General features: G+C 65.0%; 20 protein-coding genes. 8 read left to right on the forward strand and 12 right to left on the reverse strand.

Going from position 1 to position 21985, the window contains the following annotated elements:
- Window position 1: 1 nt before the first annotated feature.
- The 7 genes from GDN70_RS11970 to GDN70_RS12000 all read right to left on the reverse strand — a co-directional run bounded on the left by GDN70_RS11970 (window position 2) and on the right by GDN70_RS12000 (window position 8573).
- Window positions 2–835 carry a phosphoenolpyruvate hydrolase family protein gene (locus GDN70_RS11970; protein ID WP_028143764.1) on the reverse strand — a complete coding sequence of 278 codons (834 nt, stop codon included), beginning with the start codon at window positions 833–835 and terminating at the stop codon, window positions 2–4.
- Between the two features lie 3 nt (window positions 836–838).
- Window positions 839–3049, reverse strand: coding sequence for an ABC transporter permease (locus GDN70_RS11975; protein ID WP_152102558.1), 2211 nt, complete (start codon window positions 3047–3049; stop codon window positions 839–841).
- On the reverse strand, window positions 3042–3824 hold the full coding sequence (locus GDN70_RS11980) for an ABC transporter ATP-binding protein (RefSeq protein WP_028143762.1): 783 nt from the start codon (window positions 3822–3824) through the stop codon (window positions 3042–3044). The genes GDN70_RS11975 and GDN70_RS11980 overlap by 8 nt, the downstream gene beginning before the upstream one ends.
- Window positions 3817–4899, reverse strand: a complete 1083-nt coding sequence (locus tag GDN70_RS11985) for a branched-chain amino acid ABC transporter permease (RefSeq protein ID WP_038973241.1) — start codon at window positions 4897–4899, stop codon at window positions 3817–3819. Before GDN70_RS11985 ends, GDN70_RS11980 begins: the two co-directional genes overlap by 8 nt.
- A 1-nt stretch (window position 4900) precedes the next feature.
- Window positions 4901–5911: a branched-chain amino acid ABC transporter permease gene (locus GDN70_RS11990; protein ID WP_028143760.1), complete on the reverse strand. Its 1011-nt coding sequence runs from the start codon at window positions 5909–5911 to the stop codon at window positions 4901–4903.
- 458 nt (window positions 5912–6369) lie between these two features.
- Window positions 6370–7197, reverse strand: a complete 828-nt coding sequence (locus GDN70_RS11995) for an AraC family transcriptional regulator (RefSeq protein WP_028143759.1) — start codon at window positions 7195–7197, stop codon at window positions 6370–6372.
- Between the two features lie 125 nt (window positions 7198–7322).
- The gene (locus GDN70_RS12000) at window positions 7323–8573 is read right to left on the reverse strand and encodes an ABC transporter substrate-binding protein (RefSeq protein ID WP_028143758.1); all 1251 of its coding nucleotides are present in this window, start codon (window positions 8571–8573) and stop codon (window positions 7323–7325) included.
- Between the two features lie 233 nt (window positions 8574–8806).
- On the opposite strand from GDN70_RS12000, the gene GDN70_RS12005 reads away from it, so the two are divergent.
- The gene (locus GDN70_RS12005; RefSeq protein WP_038949650.1) at window positions 8807–9664 is read left to right on the forward strand and encodes an SDR family oxidoreductase; all 858 of its coding nucleotides are present in this window, start codon (window positions 8807–8809) and stop codon (window positions 9662–9664) included.
- Between the two features lie 86 nt (window positions 9665–9750).
- Here GDN70_RS12005 and GDN70_RS12010 read toward each other — a convergent pair whose 3' ends face one another.
- Window positions 9751–10266: a ferritin-like domain-containing protein gene (locus tag GDN70_RS12010; protein WP_038973240.1), complete on the reverse strand. Its 516-nt coding sequence runs from the start codon at window positions 10264–10266 to the stop codon at window positions 9751–9753.
- Window positions 10267–10353: 87 nt separating this feature from the next.
- On the opposite strand from GDN70_RS12010, the gene GDN70_RS12015 reads away from it, so the two are divergent.
- Together GDN70_RS12015 and GDN70_RS12020 are read left to right on the forward strand one after the other, a co-directional pair.
- Window positions 10354–10548 carry a hypothetical protein gene (locus GDN70_RS12015; RefSeq protein ID WP_038973239.1) on the forward strand — a complete coding sequence of 65 codons (195 nt, stop codon included), beginning with the start codon at window positions 10354–10356 and terminating at the stop codon, window positions 10546–10548.
- Window positions 10545–10856: a hypothetical protein gene (locus tag GDN70_RS12020; protein WP_131233148.1), complete on the forward strand. Its 312-nt coding sequence runs from the start codon at window positions 10545–10547 to the stop codon at window positions 10854–10856. The genes GDN70_RS12015 and GDN70_RS12020 overlap by 4 nt, the downstream gene beginning before the upstream one ends.
- A gap of 88 nt (window positions 10857–10944) precedes the next feature.
- On the opposite strand, the gene GDN70_RS12025 is transcribed toward GDN70_RS12020, so the two are convergent.
- The 4 genes from GDN70_RS12025 to GDN70_RS12040 all read right to left on the reverse strand — a co-directional run bounded on the left by GDN70_RS12025 (window position 10945) and on the right by GDN70_RS12040 (window position 15325).
- The gene (locus GDN70_RS12025) at window positions 10945–11577 is read right to left on the reverse strand and encodes a hypothetical protein (protein ID WP_028143754.1); all 633 of its coding nucleotides are present in this window, start codon (window positions 11575–11577) and stop codon (window positions 10945–10947) included.
- An 8-nt stretch (window positions 11578–11585) separates the two neighbouring features.
- Complete coding sequence (locus GDN70_RS12030) at window positions 11586–13835, reverse strand: xanthine dehydrogenase family protein molybdopterin-binding subunit (protein WP_244625877.1); 2250 nt, start codon at window positions 13833–13835, stop codon at window positions 11586–11588.
- 10 nt (window positions 13836–13845) lie between these two features.
- Entirely contained in the window at window positions 13846–14310 is a 465-nt protein-coding gene (locus GDN70_RS12035) for a (2Fe-2S)-binding protein (protein ID WP_152102560.1), read from the reverse strand.
- A gap of 82 nt (window positions 14311–14392) precedes the next feature.
- Window positions 14393–15325, reverse strand: coding sequence for a helix-turn-helix domain-containing protein (locus tag GDN70_RS12040; protein WP_028143751.1), 933 nt, complete (start codon window positions 15323–15325; stop codon window positions 14393–14395).
- 338 nt (window positions 15326–15663) lie between these two features.
- Here GDN70_RS12040 and GDN70_RS12045 point away from each other — a divergent pair, with 338 nt between their 5' ends.
- The 5 genes from GDN70_RS12045 to GDN70_RS12065 all read left to right on the forward strand — a co-directional run bounded on the left by GDN70_RS12045 (window position 15664) and on the right by GDN70_RS12065 (window position 21981).
- Window positions 15664–16419, forward strand: a complete 756-nt coding sequence (locus GDN70_RS12045; protein WP_240536509.1) for an alpha/beta fold hydrolase — start codon at window positions 15664–15666, stop codon at window positions 16417–16419.
- Between the two features lie 57 nt (window positions 16420–16476).
- A complete protein-coding gene (locus GDN70_RS12050) occupies window positions 16477–17490 on the forward strand; it encodes an aldo/keto reductase (RefSeq protein WP_028143749.1) in 1014 nt (337 codons plus the stop codon).
- Between the two features lie 93 nt (window positions 17491–17583).
- Window positions 17584–18438 (forward strand): VOC family protein, encoded by an 855-nt coding sequence (locus tag GDN70_RS12055; protein ID WP_028143748.1) that lies wholly within the window; start codon window positions 17584–17586, stop codon window positions 18436–18438.
- A 94-nt stretch (window positions 18439–18532) separates the two neighbouring features.
- Complete coding sequence (locus GDN70_RS12060) at window positions 18533–18955, forward strand: putative quinol monooxygenase (RefSeq protein WP_038974495.1); 423 nt, start codon at window positions 18533–18535, stop codon at window positions 18953–18955.
- A gap of 146 nt (window positions 18956–19101) precedes the next feature.
- A complete protein-coding gene (locus GDN70_RS12065; protein ID WP_028143746.1) occupies window positions 19102–21981 on the forward strand; it encodes a winged helix-turn-helix domain-containing protein in 2880 nt (959 codons plus the stop codon).
- Window positions 21982–21985: the final 4 nt, after the last annotated feature.

The following is a 21985-nucleotide window of genomic DNA, read 5'->3' on the forward strand; positions in this document are numbered from 1 at the left end:
GTTATCGCGCGCCGATCGCCTTGAATTGACGTACCTGCTCCGTCAACGCCCGCTCCACGGGAAGCCGTTCCATCGAGGAGGCCCCGTAGAAGCCGTGGCAATGGCGGGTGTTCTTCATGATGAAATCGGCGTCGGCGGGATCCGCGATCGGGCCGCCATGCGCCAGCACCAGGATGTCGGGATTGACGCTGAGCGCGGCGGAGGCCCAGGTGTCGATCTGCGCCGGACAGTCCTTCAGCTTCAACGCGGTCTGCGCGCCGATCGAGCCGCCGGTCGTCAAGCCCATGTGGCAGACGACGATGTCGGCGCCGGCGATCGCCATCGCGGCGGCTTCCTTCTCGCTGAACACATAGGGCGTCGTCAGCATGTCCTTGTCGTGCGCCTTGGCGATCATGTCGATCTCGAGCGCGTAGGACATGCCGGTCTCCTCGAGATTGGCGCGGAAGGTGCCGTCGATCAGGCCGACGGTCGGAAAGTTCTGCACGCCTGCGAAGCCGAGCGCCTTCAGCTGGTCGAGAAACGCGTCCATGTCGCGGAACGGATCGGTGCCGTTGACGCCCGCGAGCACCGGCGTCCTCGTGACCACGGGCAGCACTTCGCCGGCCATCTCCAACACGATGGCGTTGGCATCGCCGTAAGCCATCAGGCCCGCGAGCGAGCCGCGTCCGGCCATGCGGTAGCGTCCGGAATTGTAGATCACGATGAGATCGACGCCGCCGGCCTCCTCGCATTTGGCTGACAGGCCGGTGCCGGCGCCGCCGCCGACGATCGGCTCGCCGCGCTTCGCCATCTCGCGGAACCGCCTCAGAAGTGCTGCGCGTTCAAACCTTGGCATCGCTCACCTCGCTAGTCTCCGCCGCGTGCCGGTGCGGCCGAACAGAGTTCGGAACGCACCGACGATGGCGGCGGCGAAATCGGGATCGTTGATGTTCTTGGGCGTGCGGATGAGCTGGCGATGGCCGGTCTGCCGCACGGTGCGCTCCAGCGTGCGGAATAGCGCGGCATCGGCGTCCGGATCCCAGAACGGCTGGCCCCGCGCGTCGAGCGCGGAGACGCCGCCCTCGGGCAGGAAGAAGCGCACCGGGCCGTCCATCTGGTTGAGCCGCTCGCCGATCCAGCGGCCCATGCGCTCGTTCTCCTCCACGTTCGTCCGCATCAACGTCACCTGCGGATTGTGGACGTGGAATCTGCGGCCGCGGTAGCGCTCGGGAATGGTGTCGGGCGCGCCGAAATTGACCATGTCGAGTGCGCCGACCGAGCCGACATAGGGGATACGCGTGCGGATGATCGCACCGAAGCGGTCCTCGGTTGCGGGAAACACGCCGCCCATCAGGAGATCGCAGACCTCCGTCGTGGTGAGGTCGATGACGCCGGCGAGCTGGCCGGACTCGACGAGTTTCTCCATGGAACGGCCGCCGACGCCGGTGGCATGGAAGACCAGGCACTCGAAATCGTCGCGCAGCTCGGCGGCGATCTTCTGCGCCGCCGGCGTCGTCACGCCGAACATGGTGATGCCGACCGAAGGCAGGCCGCCAGCCTCCCGTGCCGTCGCGGCGCGCGCATCCAGCCGCGCCTTGACCATGCCGGCAAGCGCATGGGCGCCGTTGGCCAGCACCGCGCGCGAGATCGAGTTCAAGCCCTGCACGTCGGTGACCGAGTGCATCATGGTGATGTCGGCCGGGCCGACATAGGGCCCGACATCGCCGGATGCGACGGAGGAGATGATCAGCTTCGGGACGCCGACCGGAAGCGCGCGCATGCCGGGGGCAACCAGCGACGCCGCGCCCGAGCCGCCGGCCGTGATCACGCCGGCGACATTGCCCTGGCGCCGCAGCCAGTTGGCGAACGCATCGGCCATCGCGGTCACGGCCGCGCCGCGGTCGGGGCCGAACACGGCTGAGCCGCCACGGCCATGGTTGAGCGCGATCTCCTGCGCGGAGACGTCGCAGCTGGAATGCCTGCCGCCGGTCGAGACGTCGACCAGCCGCGTACGCAGGCCGGTTTCGGCGATGATGTCGCGGATGAAGCGCAGCTCGAGGCCCTTGGTGTCGAGCGTGCCGACGACCAGGACGACAGGCGGGCCCGCGGTCTGCGCCGCCATCGGATCGCGCTTGCGCCTTGCCGTCTCGTCGAGCCGCGCGATTTGCGTCGAGAGCGTGCGGGCTGCGGCCTCGATGCGGGCGATCGGCACCGGCTGCGACCACCGCGTCGGCAATGTCGGATTGGAGACGTAGATGCGGATCGGCCCGTCGCGGCGTGGCGCCGGCGCAGGTTTAGCTTCCGGGCCGGTCGCCGAGATCTCGATATCCGGCTCGAGCTCGGCGTGAAGCCCGACGCCGAGCAGGCGTTGCTGGAGCTCGCGGTCGGCGGCGAGCCGCGCGGAGTCGATGATGCGATTGATGCGGCCGTTGACCATGATCGCGACATTGCGCGAGACCGCGGTGGCAACCCCGATATTCTGCTCGATCACGAGCACGGACATGTCGCCGTCCTCACCGAGCCGCAGCAGCATCTCCTCGACCTGCGCCACGATGACGGGCGCAAGTCCCTCGGTCGGCTCGTCCATGATCAGCAAATGCGGATTGGTGAGCAGCGCGCGCGAGATCGCCAGCATCTGCTGCTCGCCGCCGGAGAGCTGGCCGCCGCCGTGATCCCTACGCTCGGCGAGGCGCGGGAAGGTGTCGTAGATGCGCTCGACCGTCCAGGCGCCGGAGCGCATGCCGCCGGCGAGCTGCAAGTGCTCGTCGACGCTGAGCGAGCGCCACAGACGGCGTCCCTGCGGCACGTAGCCGACGCCGAGCCGGGCGATCTGGGCGGGCGGCCGCCTTGTGATGTCCGTGCCGCGGACACGGATCGATCCGCCGCTGACGCCGACCAGCCCCATGATCGCCTTGCACAGCGTGGTCTTGCCCATGCCGTTGCGTCCGACCACGGAGAACACGCCGCTCTCGAGCGTGAGGTCGACGCCTTGCAGCGCGTGCGAGTGCCCGTAATAGACGTCGAGCCCGCGGACCTCGAGCGCGGCGGCAGAGCGACGGGCCTCATTCATGGCCGCCTCCGAGATAAAGCTCCTGCACCTCGGGGTCGGACTGGATCTCCTCCGGCAGGCCCTCCTTGAAGATGCGGCCGTTGTGCATCATCGTGACGCTCTCGACGACGCGCAAGGCGACGTCCATGTCGTGCTCGATGATGATGTAGCCGATATGCGCCGGCAGCGAGGTCAGGATCTCGATCAGCTCCGCGCGCTCGGTCGGCGACAGGCCCGCGGCCGGCTCGTCGAACAGGACGAAGCGCGGCGCGCCGGCGAGCGCGAGCGCGATCTCGAGCTGGCGCTGCTGGCCGTGCGCGAGCTCCGCCACGCGCTGGTCCTTCACGGCGGCCAGATGCACGGCCTGGACGAGGTTGTCGGCCGCATGCATCAGGGCATCGTTCTGTCCCGGCCGCAGCAACGAGAAGCGTCCGCGCGAGACGCCGCGGCAGGCGAGATAGACATTGTCCTGCACGGTGAGGCCGGGAAACAAGGCCGAGATCTGGTAGGTCCGGCGCAGCCCGCGGCGGATGCGTTCGTAGGGCGGGAAATGCGTGACGTCCTCGCCGAAGAAGCGGATCGTGCCGGAGGAGGGCGCGAAGTCGCCGGTGATGCAGTTGAACAGCGTGGTCTTGCCGGCGCCGTTGGAGCCGAGCACGGCGCGGCGTTCGCCGGGGCGCACGGTGATGGTGACGTCGGTCAGCGCCGCGAGCGCGCCGAACAACCGCGTCACGCCGCGCAGCTCCAGCGCGGCGCCGGCGCCGACGGCCGAGAGGCGTTGGGCGACGCTATCCATGGCCGCGTCCTCCGCCCGGTCGATTTGCGGCAGGACGCCGGCTCTGGCGCCAGCGCTGCCACAGGCCGATGACGCCGTCCGAGGACCAGAACACGATGGCGAGGAAACCGAGACCGATCAGCAGGCGGAAGCGGTTGCCGTCGAGGCCGAGCCTGACAAGGAAGTCGAGCGCGAAGGTGCGCAGCAGCACGAAGATCAGCGCGCCGATGAAGGGACCGATCGGACGCGTGATGCCGCCGACGACGGCGATGATCAGCACGTCGATGCAGGCCCCGACGCTGACCGAGCCCGGCGAGATCTGGCGGTAGTTCCAGACCTGGAGGACGCCGGCGAGGGCGGCCACGAAGGAGGCGAAGGCATAGGCGGCGACGCGGTGCGCATTGACGTTGAAGCCGAGCGCCGCCATGCGCCTGGGATTGTCGCGCACGCCCTGAAGGGCGAGGCCGAACGGGGCGCGCGAAAGATATTCGACGGCGAAATAGCACAGCGCGGCAACCGCGAGCACGATATAGTAGAAGGGAATGTCGGCGCGCCAGTTCACGCCCCAGAAGTGCGGCGTCGCCACGGTGTTGATGCCGGTATGGCCGTTGAAAATCGCCCAGTTCTGGTTGGTGAAATAGTAGAAGGCCGCTCCGATCGCGAGCGTGATCATGATGGTGTAGATGCCTTCGGTGCGCACCGCGAGCGCGCCGCCGAGCGTGCCGAAGGCGGTCGCCAGCGCCAGCGCCATGGGGACCGCGAGCCACCACGGCCAGCCCAGGCTGATATTGGCGTTGCCGCTGACGCCGAACACGGCGACCATGTAGGCGGAGAAGCCCGCGATGGTGAGCTGCATCAGGCTGACCATGCCGCCATAGCCGGCAAGGAACATCAGGCTGAGCGCCATGATGCCGAGAATCAGCGTGGTCGCGAAGATCTCGATCAGGAAGAAGCCGCTCGCGATCAACGGCATGATCAGGAGAATGATCGCGACGATCCAGGCGGCGGGATTGTTGATCTCCGGCCATGTCCGCGCCGGGCGCTGCGCAACATCGGCGGGGCGAACGGTAACGCGGGCATCGTGGGCGAGCGACATGTCAGCGCCTCGCCAACAGGCCTTGCGGCCGGATCGCCAACACGAGCACCATGATCAGGAAGGTCACGACGATGGCATAGGTCGGGATGTAGACCGAGCCGAGCTGTTCGGCGAGGCCGATGATCAGCGCGCCGAGCGCCGCGCCGGGGATCGAGCCCATGCCGCCCACGATCACGACGACGAGGGAGGCGAGCAGGAAGCGGATGTCCTCGCCCGGGGATAATGACTGGAAGGTGCCGCCGACGACGCCGGCGATGCCGGCAAGTCCTGCGCCGAACGCGAACACCGCCACGAAGACGAGCTGGATGCGCACCCCGGTCGCGGCGAGGATATCGCGGTCGTCGACGCCGGCGCGGATGATCATGCCGGCGCGGGTGCGATTGAGCGCGAGCCACATCGCCACGCCGATCACGACGGAGGCGGCGAAGATCACCAGCCGCACCAGGGGATATCGGAGATAGACCGGCTCGCCCGAGGATTTGATCGCCGTGACCAGCGGCAGCTCGATGGGGCCGATCAGCCAGTTCGGCGTCTGGATCTGGTAGAAGTCGCCGCCACAGGCCCACAGCATGAGATCGGCGAACACGATCGAAAGCCCGATCGTCACCATGGTCTGCCTGAGGTCCTGTCCCTCCATCCGGCGGAACACGATCAACTGGAGCAGGACGCCGACCAGGGCGGTGAGGATGAAGGCGACGATGAAGCTGAGCAGCCAGGAGCCGGTCGCCGTGCTGATGGCGTAGCCGACATAGCCGCCGAATAGATAGAGCGAGCCGTGCGCGAGGTTGACGTTGCGCATCAGGCCGAAGATCAGCGTGAAGCCGCTGGCGACGAGGAAGTAGAGCCCGCCGAGCGTGATGCCGTTGAAGACCGCGTTGAGGAAGACGCGCTTGCGGCCGATGGCCTCTTCCAGGCCCGGCGGCCAGACCGCGAAGACCAGCCACAGCCCGACGGCAATGGCAATGATCGAGATCAGCGCCCAGGCCGGATGGCGTTCGACGAAGCGGCTCATGCTCTCGCCTCGTATCGCTTGCGGCGGGGCAATGGCATATCGTAAGCGGATTTTCCGCGGCCCATCCTTCGAGACGCTCGCTTTGGCGGGCTCCTCAGGATGAGGGCAGAGTATGCGGCAGCAATTCCAGCGGGGGCGATGCCGATTAGCCTCATCCTGAGGAGACCGCGCAGCGGTCGTCTCGAAGGACGAGGCGCTTGCTCAGGCGGCTCCAGGAGATCGTGTGCGATTGCGCTCGCGCGTGCGGAGAGAGGTCGCGCCGAACACGCGGGTTCACCCCAACCCTCTCCCTGCAAGCGGGGCGAGGGGGCATGCAAGCCGTTGCCGGCTGCTGCTGGCCCTGCCATGGACGCACGTCCTCCCTGGACTCGCGACCCTCTTTCGGGATCGCGTTGCCCGCATCCTAGCGGGGCTGCGAGGGCGACGTTTGATCGTGAGTATCTTTTCGTGGCCCGCGCTCAGGCGCGTAAAATCTTGGCTGCGCGTCGATAATCGGTCGGGGCCATTCCCACATTGGCGGCGAAGAAGCGGGTGAAGCCGCTCTGCGAGGAGAAGCCGAGATCGAAGCCGATATCGGCGATCGGCGTCTCGCTTGCCACCAGCGCTTCGAGCGCATGCTCCATGATCAGCGTGTTGAGATAGAGGTTCGGCGTCACGCCGGTCTGGACGCGGAACAGCCGGTAGAAATGCGGTCGCGACAGTCCGGATTCCCGCGCGATCGTATCGAGCTCGATCTCGGCGCCGGGGCTCTCCGACATCATCTTGATGCATTTGCGCACGCGGAAATCGGTGACGGAGCCGTTTGCGCGTGGATCGCGCGCGATCTCGGCCTGCTGCCAGCTTTCGTCGTAGCAGATGTCGATCAGCCGCCGCAGCTCGGAATCGAGGCTGGAGAGCGATGGTGCGCCGCACACGAGCGCGGCCGTCCGCCTGATGTGCTTGTCCAGCGCCGGCGTGCGCCGGAACTGGGTGCGGCCGAAACGCATCCGGTGGGTGCCGGAGGCATCGGGTGCAAACCATTCGGCATTGACATAGAGCACGAAGAAGATCGCGCCGCCGTCGAGATCGGCGGGCAGGAAATTATGCGGCTCCCAGGGATTGACCGCGACGACGGACGTCTCGTTGAGATCGTGGTGTCCCTCGGAGACGTCGATGCATGCCGGCATGCCGCCAACATGGAAGATCAGATGACCTTCACGATGGGCGTGGATATTGAAAGGGCGGTTCAACTGATAAACCGTCGCCCGGCCGAACCGGCCGTGGAAGACGGCGAGCGCACGGCTCATGCCTTCCCCTCCCGAATCTTCTTGTCTTTTCGCTCAGCGTTCAACAACGCCGACGAGATTGCAAGAGCGGAGAGCGACCGCGTCAGCAAGTCGCTCCCCGGGTTGTGCATCGCGGAGGTGATGCGTCAGTATTTCTTACATTCCGGCACGGTGCGGCTCGGCAGCCCGATCTTGGAGAAGACGGCCGGATCGTAGCCGAGCGTCTGGTTCACGTTCGGGATCACCTTCACGACCTTGCTGAACAGCGCGCCCTTGCCGTCATCAACGACTTCGGTGACGAAGTTGGTGCCGATCGCCTGCCGGTTGGAGTCGAGCTTGATCTTGCCGTTCGGCGCATCGATTTCGATTTTGGCGAGGGCTTCCTTGTACTTGGCCTGGTTGTTGGAGAGATCGCCATTGACCTCACGCAGCGCCAGGATCAGCGCCATGGTCGAGCCGTAATAGTTGGTGGCGAGCAGTGACGGGCTCGGGAAGCGCTTGTTCGGCGGGAAGGCGTCCTGATAGGCCTTCACGAATTTCTGCCAGCCCGGATCCTCCCAGGTATCGGCCTGGCCGCTCGCCGCGATGGTGCCGACCAGGGCGTTCTTGGCGTTGCCCTTCGACGACAGGATGGTCTGGTCGATCATGATGGAACCGCCCATCAGATGCGCCTTGCCGCCGGCCTGCTGGTACTGGTTGAGGAAGTTGACGGCATCGGCGCCGCCAAGCCCGAGATAGATCGCGTCGACGTCGTCGGGCAGTGCGGCGATGACCGAGGCGAAATCCTTGGTGCCGAGCGGCACCCATTGCCGGTTGGTGACCTGTCCGCCGGCGCCGCAGAACTCGAGCACGAGGCCGAACACTTGGGTGTAGATGAAGGAATAGTCCTCGCCGACGGTCGCGATCTTGCGATACTTCTTGTCCTCAAAGGCGTATTTGCCGAGGCCGACCTGCCACTGCGCGCCGTCCATGTTGTAGCGGAAGAAGTTCGGGGCAGGATCGACATAAGTGGTTTCCTGCGCGCCGGAGGCTGCGTTGATGAAGGTCAGCTCCGGATGGGTCTTTGCGAAGTTCTTCACCGCGATGCCTTCGTCGCCGGAGAGCGGCGACAGCAGGATCTGCACCTTGTCCTGCTCGATCAGCTTGCGCACGGCGCGCACCGCGCTGTCCGGCGTTGCGTCGGTCGAGGCGACGATGAATTCGAGCTCCTTGTCGCCGACCTTCTTGCCGAGGACGTTGAGTGCCGTCTGGTGGCCGCGCATGCCGTCCTCGCCGAGCACCGTGTAGGTGCCTTCGAGGGTTGCGGTTACGCCCACCTTGATCTTTTCCTGGGCGATCGCTGCGCTTGAAAGAAACAAGCTGCTCAGCGCGAGCAGTCCCACACTGCATTTCGACATTGTGCTCCTCCCTGTGTGTCGTCTTTTGTCGCCGCGTGGCTCTCGAAAGGCCCGCGGCTTTGATGGGAAGGCTAACCGAAGTCGGATGCGGTGCATCCGTTAGCGCCTCCTTTGGTTTGACGGGCAGTCTCATTTTTGAATGGTGCGGCGCAAATGGTTCCGCGGTGCAACAGGCTGTCACAGGAACGCTTCGGGCGGGGCTCCGTTAGCGGAGCGAATTGCTGGAGCTGTCCATGATCGAATACCCCAAGCCGCCTTATCCTTCGCAACAGCAGCCGATGCCTGGTTCGACGGGTGCGATGAATCCACGCCCCGATCATGGCGAGGAGAGCTACAGAGGCTCAGGACGTTTGGCCGGAAAGAAGGCGCTCATCACCGGTGGTGACAGCGGCATCGGCCGCGCGGTCGCGATCGCCTATGCCCGTGAGGGCGCGGACATCGGCATCTCCTATCTGAACGAGGACGAGGATGCAGCCGAGGTCAAGGCGCTGGTAGAGCAAGCGGGACGCAAGGCGATCCTGATTCCCGGCGACATCAGCAATCCCGAGCACTGCCGGTCCATCATGCGTCGCACGGTCGAGGAGCTCGGTGGGATCGATATCCTCGTCAACAATGCCGCCCACCAGGCCACGTTCAAGGACATCGCCGACATCAGCGACGAGGAGTGGCAGCGCACGTTCGAGACCAACATCCACGCCATGTTCTATCTGACCAAGGCCGCCGTGCCTCACATGCGGCCGGGCGCTGCGATCATCAACACGGCGTCGGTGAACTCCGACATGCCGAATCCGACCTTGCTGGCTTACGCCACGACCAAGGGCGCCATCCAGAATTTCACGGGTGGGCTGGCGCAGATGCTGGCCGAGAAGGGCATTCGGGTCAACGCCGTTGCTCCGGGGCCGATCTGGACGCCGCTGATCCCGTCGACGATGTCGGAGGAAAGGGTCAAGAATTTCGGCAAGCAGGTCCCGATGCAGCGCGCGGGCCAGCCGGCCGAGCTCGCGACCGCCTATGTCATGCTGGCCGATCCGCTATCGAGCTTCACCTCGGGGGCCACCTTGGCCGTCACCGGCGGGAAGCCGTTCATCTGATTGAAGGTGCCTCGTCAGCGTCTTGAGAGCACGAGGATCGTGGCGGCGCCGGAGGCCGGGCCGCCACGTCCTGGCCAGCAGATCGATCAGGCGGCGTTGGACGCCTTGGCGTTGACGCCCTTGCGGAGCGCCACCGTGTTCAGCTTGGTGTTGGCGGCCTTCTCTTCGTTCAAATTGGTCGTGAGGAAGCGCACGATGTCGTCGTGGCCGAGCTCCTGCGCCCAGGCGATCAGCGTGCCGTAGCGGCACATCTCGTAGTGCTCGACGGCCTGCGCGTTGGCCACGATCGCGGCATCGAGCACGGCCTTGTCCTCGATCTCGCCGGCGGTCGCGTCGGCTTCCTCGATGAGGCCGTCGATGGCGGGGCACTGCGTGCCGCTGGGCTCCTTGTCGAGCTTGGCGAACACCTTGTTGAGCCGTTCCACCTGCTTGTTGGTCTCGTCCAGATGAGCCTTCAGGCCGGCGACGAGATCCCTGTTGGTCGCCTTGTCGATCATCTTCGGCAGCGCCTTCAGGATCTGCTGCTCCGCGTAATAGATGTCCTGCAACCCGTGCAGCAGCAGGTCTTCCATCGATTTGATGTCCTTGGTGAAGAATCCCATAAAAGACGCCTCCTTTTCACAATGATGACACTGGAACGCTGCGCGGCCGCAGCTGTTCCATTCCTGTGTGCAGACCAGGAGGGCCGAATGAGCGACGGAATTGATCATCTTGCGGGCTTGCTCGGCCGCGCGGCGATGGACGTGTGGGGCGACATGCCTCGCGACATCCAGGAAGCGCTGTTCGAGACGGCCATGAAGGGGCGCGAGCCCGAGCGCGAGGAGCTCGCGCGGCTGTTGCACGAGCGGCACCCGCGTACGCTTCATCCGGCCCGGCCGGGATGATGCAGCGACTGGAACCAACACACGCGCCGCCGATTGGTAAATTGAGCGACGCGCCGCCGAATGGTCCGCATGAGGCCGCGGGAGGTGCATCGCTCGACGGTTGGAAAATTTGTGAGTCGATCGCCGTGACTGAGATGAACATCGGAAAATGGTACGACCCGATCTCGGAACGGTGGATCGCGCCGCGTGAAGCGCGCACCATCGCCGGCTATGGTCAGTCCGGCGCCGATAAGGTGACGGAGAGCCACGAGAGACGCGAGGCGCAGCGGATCTGGCAGCTGTTGGTGGATTGCTGCGCAGGTGAGTGATGCCGTCCTTGGCGGCAGGCGCCACTATTTATAGCGCTCCTCCGGCGTCATCACGCTCGCGTCATCGATGCCGCAAGCAACGAAACCGTCAATTCGGACAGGGTTGCCCCGCCGCTCCCCACATCGCCATGTCCTTGACGTGGTCCTCGAAGGTGCCGGGCGGCGTCGAGCGGCCGGCTCCCGGTGCCCAGCCACGAGGAATGAAACCGTTCAACGAAGCGTCGTGCCGCAAATGGTCGACGAGGCCGGCGGCGTCGCGACCGCCGTTGCGCTTGGGATCCTTCATTTGCGCGCAAATCTCAGCGCCACTCTTGCCGAACCAGATGAAGGCCACTGGGGCGAGCTGCCAGTCGATGCCGGCGCGCGGCGGCGCCGGGGCCGGTTCGTTCGCCTGGGTGGAGGTCATGTGACAGGTCGAGCAGGGGATCGCCTCCGTGCCGATGCGGCTCGCTCCGCCGTGGATGTTCATCCCGTGCACGCGCGGCTTGGTTTCGCCCGCCGGCGTCCATATCGGGATCGCCTTGGCATCGACGTGGCAGTTGGCGCAACGCGGATGGGTCACCACGGCTTCGATCCGCTTCCAGGCCGCCAGTCCCTCGGCGCGGCTGACGCTGCCGGTCGGCAGCGCAGGCCTGGCGGTCTCGTCCTTGGCCGCGACGATCCCGGTGAGGACGGCGATTGATGAGGCGGCGAGAACGACGGCGATCAGAGACCTGTTCATGGCTTGCCTCACACGAAATCGATGAACTTGTTGAACGGCATTTCGCGGATGCGCTTTCCGGTCGCTGCGAAGATCGCATTGGCGAGCGCGGGGGCGGCAGGTGGAACGGGTGGCTCGCCGACACCTCTCACTTTGGGATCGTTCTCGAGCCCGCGGACCTCGATGACGGGACATTGGTAGATCCGCATGGCTTCGTGATGGTTGTAATTGGTCTGCTGCACCGCGCCCTTTGCGTAAGTGAGCTCGCAATTGATGGCATGGCCGAGCCCCCAGACGACGCCGCCTTGCACCTGGTTCTCGAAATTAACGGGATCGATGACCTTGCCGACGTCGACGGCGACCCAGACCCTGTCGATCTTGATGCCTCGGTCCGTCGCCGTCACCTCGACGACTTCGGCCGCCGGCGTCCCGAAGGACTCGACGAATGCGACGCCCCGGCCTCTGCCCTTGCCGAGCGGTCCCTTCCAATCCGACATCTCCGCGACCCTCTCCAGCAGCTTGCGGTAAGTCGGCACGGCGCACATCGCGATCCGCGCTTTCATCGGATCGAGGCCCGCGGCATGGATCAACTCGTCGATGAAGCTCTCGGTGAAGAAGCCGGCGGTAGAGGCGCCGACCGACCGCCACGTCGTGCTCGGCGACAGTCCTTGCGCCTCGTAAGTCGTGGCCCGGAAATTAGGGATGTCGTAGTAGACGTTCCAGAGGCCGGCCGCCAATTGAGCGTCGGGATCCTTCGAGGGGGCACCCGAACGTTCGAGCAGTCCCTTGAGCGGTGCCGTCGAGGCCAATTGCAGATCGGCCGCGACGATCTTGCCCTTGTCGATGCTCCCTCTGTGCCGGGCGATCGCAATCTGCCGCGGAATGTCCTGGAGGAAATCCTCCTCGCGCGAGAACACCAGCTTGATCGGCGTGCCGCGCATCTGGTTCGCGATCTCGGCAAGCACACGGACGTTCTCGTATTCGAGGCGGTGGCCAAAACTCCCACCGGTCCACTGATTGTGGAAGGTGACCTGTTCCGGCTGCTTCAGGCCGATCGCGGTCGCCGCGACATACTGTACGAATTGAGGGCTCTGGTGGCCGACCCAGATCTCCATCCCCTTGTCGGTGACGAGGCCGATCCCGTTGAGCGGCTCGAGCGGCTGATGCGCGACATAGGGCGCGCGATACTCGGCCTCGATGCGCTTTCCCGTCCTCAGGCCAGCTTCGACATCGCCGATCTTGCGCCATTCCTTGCCCAGGAACTCCGGCTTGAACGAGGATTCCAGAACCTTCCAATGGTCGGCCTGCTCGGCGGGATAGACCGAGGGCGCCCACTCGCACGCGATGGCATCGACTGCCTTCATCGCGTACCAGCTGTTCGTGGCAATCACCGCAACGCCATTCTTGATTTCGAGGATCTTCTTGACCCCCGGCATCGATTGCGCCTTGGCCGCGTCATGAGATTTCAGCGGTTGCCCCTTGTTGGGGTTCAGCTTGACGGAGGCGTACAGCATGCCCTCCATCTTCATGTCGATGCCGAACCTCAGCTCGCCCAGAACCTTGGCGCGCACATCAAGGCGCATCATTGGCTTGCCAATCATGCGCCAGGTGGAGGGATCGCGCGTCTGCGCATCGAGCACCGGGGGAATCTTGGCGGCGTCTGCCGCGAGCTCGACGTAGGGAATTTTCGTGCCATCGGGGAGGATCACGTGCCCGGATTGGGTACGGATGTCGGCCACCGCGACGCCCGAACGTTTGGCGGCCGCGGCCTTCAACGTTTCGCGCGCGACCGCGCCGGCCATGCGCAGCTTCTCATAGGTGTCAGGGATCGTGCTCGAGCCGCCCGTCATCTGCAGGCCGGACTTCCGAAGACCTTCGAGCGCCGCGGCGCGACCCGCTTCGGCCGCGGGGCTCTGATCCGAGGCGAGGAACGGCGCCAGCTCTTCCTTGAACCCGGTGTTGAAATAGGCGGGACTGGGACCAGCGAAGCGAACTTCGAACTGCCCGGGATCGAGGTCCATCTCCTCGGCGATCATGATCGGCTGCACCGAGCCGACGCCCTGACCGATGTCGGCGTGCTGGGCGATCAGCGTGATCTTGTCCGGACTGATCTCCACCCAGGGATTGAAGGTCACGGCGTTCGGGCCGAGGCCGGCAGCCAACGGATTGCCATCGGCAGCCGGCGCCGCAGCTTCGGCATTGCTGTAAGCACCGAAGGCGATGCCGCCGGCGAGCGCGGCGGAGCCGAAAACGAAGGCGCGACGCGAAAGGCTCTGCATGTGGCCCATCTCACTTCTCCGCCATCTTGTGCGCGGCAGCCGCGTGGATCGCAGCGCGAATGCGCGGATAGGTGCCGCAGCGGCAGAGATTGCCGGACATCACCTGATTGATCTGCTCGTCCGTCGGTTTGGGGATCTTCGAGAGCAGCGAGATCGCCTGCATGATCTGCCCGGTCTGGCAGTAGCCGCATTGCGGGACCTGATGTTCGATCCAGGCCTGCAACACCGGGTGCTGGTCCCTGTTGGCCAACCCTTCGAGCGTGACGATCGACCTGCCGGCGATCTCGCCGATATGCGACTGGCAGGACCGCACGGCCTTTCCGTCGATGTGGACGGTGCAGGCACCGCATTGCGCGACCCCGCAGCCATATTTGGGACTCGTGATGCCGAGCTCGTCGCGCAACACCCAGAGCAGCGGCATCTCGGGAACGACGTCAACCTGGCGCTTGATCCCGTTCACTGTGAGCTCGATCATGTCGATATGTCCCTCTGGCGGATCTGGTCGGCACGGCAGCATCGCCTCATGGCGAGGCGCAGTATTTCCGAATCCTGCGGCATCATGCGCAATCCCTGCGGAATGGATCGGCGCGATCGGCTTTCATGTCGGGCTGGCCGCAGCACAATTCACGATATTGTCCCGGCGTGAGACTCGCGGCCTTGCGGAACACGCGCGTGAAATTGGCCTGCGAGCCGAAGCCGAACTCCAGTGCAATCTCGACCAGGGCCAAACGGTTGCGCGCGAGCTCCTGCCGGGCGGCCTGGACGCGGCGATCGGTGACGTAGCGATGCGGGGACAGTCCGGTCGCCTCGCGAAACAGCCGGGAAAAATGATAGGGGCTGAGGCAGGCCTGCGCCGCCAGCTCCTCGAGCCTGATGTCGAGGCCCAGGGAGGTCTCGATATAATCCAGCACGCGCTGCAGCCGTCGTGGATCGAGCGAGGGCGACTTTTCCGGCGGGCGCCAGCGGTCGATCGTATAATGTCCGAGAAGATGAGCCGCGAGCGCCACCTGAATTCCTTCCACGAACAGCGCATCGGTCCGCTGGCGGGGACGATGGAGCAGGTCACGCAGCGGCGAGCAGATGTGGAAGAGCACCTGGTCTGCCAGACCGTGAGCATAGGCAATTTCGACCTTTGCCGGATCGATGTCGAAGTCGGCGAGGGCACTCTGGTCCAGCAGCGCCGGCGGCAGGTAGAGATGCAGACATTCCATCCGGTCCGAAAGCTCGAGATGGCTTTCCTGCGTTCCGACGGGCACCAGGTAGCTCATGCCCGGCCGGGCGAGGCTCTTCTGGACTTCGCCATTGCCGGCCCGGCACACCATGCCGCCGCCCGACACGAGCATGACGAGCTCGGTGCAAACGGGAACGGGCGTTTGCTGCCGTCCCGCCTCGAATTTCCGATGTTCGATGCTCAGTGCGGACCAGTTGCTGGTCTCCGCGAGCTTCTCGCTGTTCTGGTATTTCTGATCTCCATGCGTCACGAGCGCCATCAGGACCTCCGCTTCGTTACGACGACTCCCGGCCCCGTATCGCAAGCGAGCGATCATTCCATCCGGTGTAGAGCTGCAGCCCCGGCTGCTGCCACGCCGATGGGAATTTCTCACAAGCGGTAAGAGCGAAGTCCAGAGGCAGCCCGGTTAAAAGAGGTAAAAGGCAAGCAGCGCAAAGACTTGGCGATACGCCCCACGAGCCTCCTAAATTCGATCATGCCGTGAATGAGCAAGATGCGTCCGTCATCGCGCAGGAATCGGAAATACCGCAGTGCTCGCCTGCTCTAGTGAAAGGCTCGTCAACGGCAATGCCGCCGTATCGAGGATCGGAGCCTGTTATGAAGTCGCTTATCTTTACGCTTGCTGCAATGTCGATCGCAACGGCCTCTGCCGCGGTCGCGGCCGAGAGGCCCGTCTCCATCGTCCTCGTCCATGGCGCCTTCGTCGACGGATCGGGCTGGAAGGACACCTACGACATCCTCTCGAAGGCCGGCTATGAAGTGCTCGTCGTCCAGCAGCCGACGATCTCGCTGCGAGACGATGTCGCGGAGACCGAACGCGTGATCGCCAAGGCGCGGCATCCGGTCATTCTCGTCGGTCACTCCTATGGTGGAATGGTCATCACCGAAGCCGGCGACAATCCGAAGGTTCGCAGCCTGGTCTATCTCGCGGCATATGCTCCCGATGTCGGGGAGTCGGTCAGCACGCTGTCGGAAGCACCCGTGCCGCCCGGCGAGCACAAGGGTCCCTTGGTCACTGAAGGCAATTATCTCTTCGTCGAGCGCGATAAATTCCCGACCTCCTTCGCCGCCGGTGTCGACCCGGCCACGACCAGCTTCATGGCTGCGGCGCAATTGCCGTTTGGATTGCAGGCGGTGCAGACCAAGGTCGAGCGCGTGGCCTGGAAGACGAAGCCGACCTATTACATGGTGACGATGGAGGATCACATTATCCCTCCGAGCTTACTGCGCACCATGGCCAAGCGCTCGGGTGCGAAGGTGACGGAGATCAAAAGCAGCCACGCGGTGATGCTGTCGCATCCGCGCGAGGTCGCGGCCTTCATCAGAAGCGCGGATACGTCCGCAGCCGACTGAGATCGACCGCGCCGCGCACGGACTGGTCTTGCCTGTCACACACAAAGGACTCGCAACATGACCCTGAAGGATATTTTGCCGGGAAAACTGGGTTTCGGCGCGGCGCCGCTCGGCAACATGTTTCGCGATATCCCGGAGCAGGAAGCGCTGGCGACGGTGAACGCGGCCTGGGACGACGGCATCCGATATTTCGACACTGCGCCTTTCTATGGCGCAGGGCTCGCGGAGATCCGTATGGGTGCCGCGCTCGCCGCTCGGCCGCGTGGCGACTATGTGATCAGCACCAAGGTCGGCCGCCTCATCCTCGACGAAACCGAGGACGCCGGCGTCCGCGAGCTCGGCGAAAAGGCCGGCGTCTTCCAACATGGACGCCCGAACAAAATCGTGAACGACTATTCCGGCGACGCGACGTTGCGCTCCATCGAAGACAGCCTGAAGCGGCTGGGCACCGACCATGTCGATATCGTCTTCGTGCATGATGTCGCGCAGGATTTCTACGGCGACGAGTGGCTGGCGGTGTTCGAAGGCGCGCGCAAGGGTGCGTTCAGGACGCTTGACCGGTTGCGCGACGAGGGCGTGATCAAGGCCTGGGGGCTCGGCGTCAACCGGGTCGAACCGGTCGAGCTGCTGCTCGCGCTCGAAGATCCGCGCCCCGACGGCTTCCTGCTCGCGGGCCGCTACACACTTCTCGACCATGCCCGCGCGCTGCAGCGGGTGATGCCGATGGTTGCGGAACATGAACTCGCGATCATCGTCGGCGGCCCCTACAGTTCGGGCGCGCTCGTCGGCGGGCCGAATTTCGAATATGCGCCGGCGCCTCCACAGATTCTCGGCAAGGTGGCGCGGATCAAGGCAATCGCCGATCGCTACGGGATCAGCATGAAGGCGGCCGGCTTGCAGTTCGCGCTGGCAAATCCAGTCGTCGCTGCCGTCATTCCAGGTGCGAGCCGTCCGAGCCGCATCGCTGAAGATCGCGCCGCCGTCGAGGAAGCCATACCCGCCGATTTCTGGCGCGAGCTCCGCTCGGCGGGGCTCGTCAATCCCGCAGCTCCGCTTCCGGCGGCCGATTGAGCCGCTTGAGGGCGCGGCAGGTTCATCCGGTCGAGCGAGGCCTCGACCGAAGGATGACACACGCCAAGTCAACCAGCGACCAAGGAGAAAGACATGACAGATCAAGCACACAACGCCGCCGGCATGGGCCGCCGCACCATGCTTCGGACTGCCGGAGCAGCCGTCGTCACGGGCCTCGTGGTCGGCGGTACGGCGACGGATGCGGCTGCAGCGACAGGAGGCGCCGACAGCATGTCCTCAGCCGAGCGCAACGAGGCGCCGCTTGGCGTGCGGCTCCAGGGCGTCCAGCACTTCGGGCTGACGGTCCAGAACATGGAGCGGGCCTACGAGTTCTACACGGGCGTGCTGGGCGGCACAGAGGTTTTCCGTCATGGCGACTTCCAGGGCGACGGGGTGCAGAACACGCTGCTGGCCGACCAGGAGATCGAGGCGAATGCGCGCGGGGTCAATCCACGGACGATCGGCGTCCCGGATCTGCGCAGCGGAGCTCAGAGGCTCGACGTCCGCTTCATCCAGTTCGACAACATGGTGCTCGAGCTGCTGCAATATCGCGAGGCCGACCAGCCCATGGGCAGTTCGAAGAGCTTTGCCGAACCGCTGGAGCACATGAGCCCCGCCTTTCCGCGCATGATGCACATCTGCTTCTATGTTCGCGACGACGTCGACTTCAACAAATTCATCGCCGATCTCGAAGCCGAATCTGCGCGACGCGGCATGACGCAGGTGAGGGCGAACCGCACGGTCCGGGTCATGACCGAGGCTGCACGCAAAGCCGCACCTCAGAGCGCCAACACCAACCGAGTGACCGAGGAGCCCTCGAACGGCTGGGAGCTGATCTATTGCAAGGGTCCCGAAGGCGAGCAGCTCGAGTTCGTCAAGGCGCTCGGCCCCGTCAAGAAGCGTTTCAGCGAGGCCCTGGCGAAACGGCAGCAGACAGTCACACGCTGATCCGCAAGTCCCCGGGCGACGGGGCCGCGGGATCTGTGCCGACAGCCTGCTCGTCCAGTGAAGCGTTCACGACCACAATGTGAAGGAATTCATCATGCCAATCCTCGTCCGTCAGTCGCCGGCTGTCCTGCTTCTCGCGGTCTCGCTATCCATGGCGGCGTCCTCGGCCGTCGCTCAGGAAGCGCCGCGCGTGCACTACCAGGAGATTCCGGAAGGCGCCTATTCGGTCGTGGCGCAGGTGCGAGCAAGGCCCGGGAAGGAAGATGCGCTGCGCGCAGCCACCCTGCCGCTGATTGCCAAGGTCCGCAGCGATCCCAAGAACCTGGTCTATTTTCTCCAGGAGGACCGCGCCAAACCTGGCCGCTTCATCTTCTACGAGGTCTTCGCGAGCCAGGCCGATTTCGACGCGCATAACGCCACTGCTTACGTCCAGGAATGGTTCGCCAAGCTTCCGGAGCTTGCCGAAGGCGGCGTCGAGGTCATGCGGATGGCGATCCTCGACGTGCCCAGGAAATGATCGGAATTCCGCACACGCGGTGTTCTCGCGCATGTCCTGCGGCGAAATGCCCGCCGCAATCGTGCTAATTCAAAAGGGCGCTATTCAACACTTTCGCAGTGCATGATAATTTGCTGGCGATCTCTTCGATCGACTGGCAATGGTCAATGCGGGCTGTCACCGAGACACTGCAGCGGAGCGTAGGCCGACAGGAACTCACATTCTCCTTCGGGCCGTTTCGGCTGATTCCCCGCCGCCAGCTGCTCCTGCTCGACGGGCGCCCCGTCAAACTGGGCGGGCGGGCATTCGAACTCTTGCAGCTGCTGGTGCAGCGTGGCGGCGAACTCGTCAGCAAGGATGAGCTGATGGCGGCCGCCTGGCCGGGCACCTTCCTTCACGACAGCAATCTGAAGGTCAACATGTGGAGCTTGCGTCGCTCGCTGGGTGATACCCAGATCGAGCCGGTCTACATCGCGACCGTGGCGCGGCGTGGCTACAAGTTCATCGCGCAGGTGCAAACCAGCATTGGCGAGATCGAGGACGATCCGGCACTCGCTCAGCCGGTCGCCTTGTCCGGGCCGCCCTTGTTGCGGGGGATCGTCGGTCGCGAGGCCGACATCGCCGACATTGCCGATGTGTTGACCAATACGAGGCACGTCACGCTGGCCGGCCCAGGCGGGGTCGGCAAGACCACGGTCGCCGCTGCGGCAGCACGGCTTTTCGCGCCACAATGCCGGGACGGCGCCTGCTTCGTCGATCTCGCCACGATCTCCGATCCGACGCTGTTCGGCGCGGCGCTGGTCACGGCGCTGGGCATCAGGGGCAATCCGGACAACAGCCTGGCTGCGGTCCTCGATTATCTGCGACCACGGCAGATGCTGCTCATTCTCGACAATTGCGAGCATGTGCTGCCGGCTGCCACGATCTTTGCCGGCAGGTTCCTGGCGGACACCTCGCCGTCCAGGCTACTGGCCACGAGCCGCGAACCGCTTGGGACGGCCACCGAACACGTCGTGCGGCTTGGTTCGCTGCCCTCACCGAGGTCCGGTCTCGACTTGACGGTCGATCAGGCCGTCAGGTTTCCGGCGGTCCAGCTGTTCGTCCGCCGCGCCGCCGAATGGTCGGACTACCAGTTCATCGACGGCGATTGCGAGGCTGTCGCCTCGATCTGCCATTCGCTCGACGGTCTTCCGCTGGCGATCGAATTGGCGGCGGCCCAGATCGGCGCATTCAATCCTCGCGAATTGGTGACGCTGCTTGATCAGAATCTGGGTTTTCGCGCCCCCGGCACCGAGGGCGCACCGCCGCGTCACGAAACCCTCATGGCGACGATCGATTGGAGCTTCAGGCTGTTGTCGCAGAAGGAAGCCGTGCTGTTCAGCTTGCTGTCGGTGTTCAGCGACGCGTTCGAGGTCGAGGACGCGGCTTTCGTGGCGGAGGCCGCCGGGCTCACTCCGGTCGACGTCGTCACCGGCCTCGGCAGTCTCGTCGCCAAATCGCTTGTAAGCGCGCAGACGAGGGGACCGGGCCTTCGCTATCGACTGCTCGACAGCACACGGCGCTACGCGGCCGAGCGGCGCCAGGCCGATCCCGCCTGCGGCCATGCCCTGCACCGTCATGCGTTGCGCGTCCTCGCGCTGTTCGAGCAGTCCGAGGAGGAGTGGAACTGGCGCGAGCCGGCTGATTGGACGCATCGCTACCTTGGCCGTATCGCGGACTTGAGGGCTGCTCTGTCTTGGGCATTCGGCGAGGCGGGAGACCCTGTCCTCGGAATCAGGCTCACGGTCGCGGCGATCACCTTGTGGTCGGAAACCTCCATCCTGTCGGAAGCGCAGGCGCGGTTGAAGCAGGCGCTCGCATTGGCCAAGATTGTGGAATGCGACGACCTGTCGAAGGCAAAGCTCGCCTGTGCCCTCGGATGGAGCCTGTTCTACGCACGCAAGATGTCGAACGAAAACGAGGTTGCCTGGCTCGATGCGATCGCCTTTGCAAGGCGCTCGGGTAACGTCGAGTATCAGCAGCGCGCGCTGGTGGGATTTGCCTTTTACCTGCTGCAGATCGGCCAGGTCCCGCGCGCCATCGCCTATCTCGAGGAGGCCACGGAGCTCGCCGAGCGGGACCGCAACCTGACGGCAACGTCCGAAGCCGATCGGGCATTGGCCTGGGCCCGCGCCTTTGCCGGCGAATTGAGCAAGAGCCGCCCGGTCCTCGATCGCCTCGCGGCGACCTATTCGCTCGCCGCCGGACGTTCGCGCAAGGATGCGAACGAGGTCTATCGGTTCATCACCGTGCGTTTCAATTTGCCCTTCGTTGCGTGGATGCAAGGGCAGCCCGACTATGCGGCAAGGCTCGCGCGCGACGCCGTCGACGCCGCGGATCGCAGCGGTCATTGGGTATCCCAGTCGAATGCGCTCGGGCTCGCCGCGCTCCCGGTCTCGCTCGAGACCGGAAACCTGACCGCGCTCGAGACCTATACGGAGCGGCTGAGGCGCAATCTGCAACGGGAGCGGATCTCGCGTTGGGTTCCCGTCGAGCACTATTTCTCCGCCTGCCTTCGCGATCTGCGTGGCGATCGGCAGGCGGTGGAGGATATTCGAGCCGCGATCGACGAACTGATCGAATGCCGCTTTCTGATGCGGATCGGCAGCTATCTGGCGGTCCTCGCGCGCGCCCATCTGCGGCAGGGGCGAATCGCGGAGGCGCGTGCGGCCATCACGCGGGCGATCGACCACCAGGAGCGTCAGGGCGAGCGCTGGTGCCGCTCGGAACTTCAGCGGGTCGAGGCATCGGTTCTACTGCAGGAAGGGGAGCCGCTGCGTGCCGAAAAGCGGCTGCAGCAGGCGCTCGCCGAAGCGCGCGCCATCGGGGCGGTGACCTTCGAGTTGCGGATCGCCACCGATCTTGCCGCGCACTGGATCGCGACGGGCCGCAGGCCGAAAGCCGTCCGATTGCTGGCTCCCCTTTACGGCGAATTCACCGAAGGCTTTGAAACGCAGGATCTGGTAGCCGCCGCACGCCTGCTGCAGCGCGTGCGAGCCAGCGCCTAGCCGC

This window comes from Bradyrhizobium sp. TM102, assembly GCF_009176685.1.
Lineage (GTDB): Bacteria > Pseudomonadota > Alphaproteobacteria > Rhizobiales > Xanthobacteraceae > Bradyrhizobium > Bradyrhizobium ottawaense.

Coding starts and splice junctions, on each gene's coding strand:
- GDN70_RS11990 (WP_028143760.1), bottom strand. CDS start 5,911: ATGAGCCGCTTCGTCGAACGCCATCCGGCCTGGGCGCTGATCTCGATC.
- GDN70_RS12050 (WP_028143749.1), top strand. CDS start 16,477: ATGACCCTGAAGGATATTTTGCCGGGAAAACTGGGTTTCGGCGCGGCG.
- GDN70_RS12005 (WP_038949650.1), top strand. CDS start 8,807: ATGATCGAATACCCCAAGCCGCCTTATCCTTCGCAACAGCAGCCGATG.
- GDN70_RS11980 (WP_028143762.1), bottom strand. CDS start 3,824: ATGGATAGCGTCGCCCAACGCCTCTCGGCCGTCGGCGCCGGCGCCGCG.
- GDN70_RS12015 (WP_038973239.1), top strand. CDS start 10,354: ATGAGCGACGGAATTGATCATCTTGCGGGCTTGCTCGGCCGCGCGGCG.
- GDN70_RS11975 (WP_152102558.1), bottom strand. CDS start 3,049: ATGAATGAGGCCCGTCGCTCTGCCGCCGCGCTCGAGGTCCGCGGGCTC.
- GDN70_RS12010 (WP_038973240.1), bottom strand. CDS start 10,266: ATGGGATTCTTCACCAAGGACATCAAATCGATGGAAGACCTGCTGCTG.
- GDN70_RS11970 (WP_028143764.1), bottom strand. CDS start 835: ATGCCAAGGTTTGAACGCGCAGCACTTCTGAGGCGGTTCCGCGAGATG.
- GDN70_RS12045 (WP_240536509.1), top strand. CDS start 15,664: ATGAAGTCGCTTATCTTTACGCTTGCTGCAATGTCGATCGCAACGGCC.
- GDN70_RS12060 (WP_038974495.1), top strand. CDS start 18,533: ATGCCAATCCTCGTCCGTCAGTCGCCGGCTGTCCTGCTTCTCGCGGTC.
- GDN70_RS12055 (WP_028143748.1), top strand. CDS start 17,584: ATGACAGATCAAGCACACAACGCCGCCGGCATGGGCCGCCGCACCATG.
- GDN70_RS11985 (WP_038973241.1), bottom strand. CDS start 4,899: ATGTCGCTCGCCCACGATGCCCGCGTTACCGTTCGCCCCGCCGATGTT.
- GDN70_RS12025 (WP_028143754.1), bottom strand. CDS start 11,577: ATGAACAGGTCTCTGATCGCCGTCGTTCTCGCCGCCTCATCAATCGCC.
- GDN70_RS11995 (WP_028143759.1), bottom strand. CDS start 7,197: ATGAGCCGTGCGCTCGCCGTCTTCCACGGCCGGTTCGGCCGGGCGACG.
- GDN70_RS12000 (WP_028143758.1), bottom strand. CDS start 8,573: ATGTCGAAATGCAGTGTGGGACTGCTCGCGCTGAGCAGCTTGTTTCTT.
- GDN70_RS12040 (WP_028143751.1), bottom strand. CDS start 15,325: ATGGCGCTCGTGACGCATGGAGATCAGAAATACCAGAACAGCGAGAAG.
- GDN70_RS12020 (WP_131233148.1), top strand. CDS start 10,545: ATGATGCAGCGACTGGAACCAACACACGCGCCGCCGATTGGTAAATTG.
- GDN70_RS12035 (WP_152102560.1), bottom strand. CDS start 14,310: ATGATCGAGCTCACAGTGAACGGGATCAAGCGCCAGGTTGACGTCGTT.
- GDN70_RS12065 (WP_028143746.1), top strand. CDS start 19,102: ATGCGGGCTGTCACCGAGACACTGCAGCGGAGCGTAGGCCGACAGGAA.
- GDN70_RS12030 (WP_244625877.1), bottom strand. CDS start 13,835: ATGCAGAGCCTTTCGCGTCGCGCCTTCGTTTTCGGCTCCGCCGCGCTC.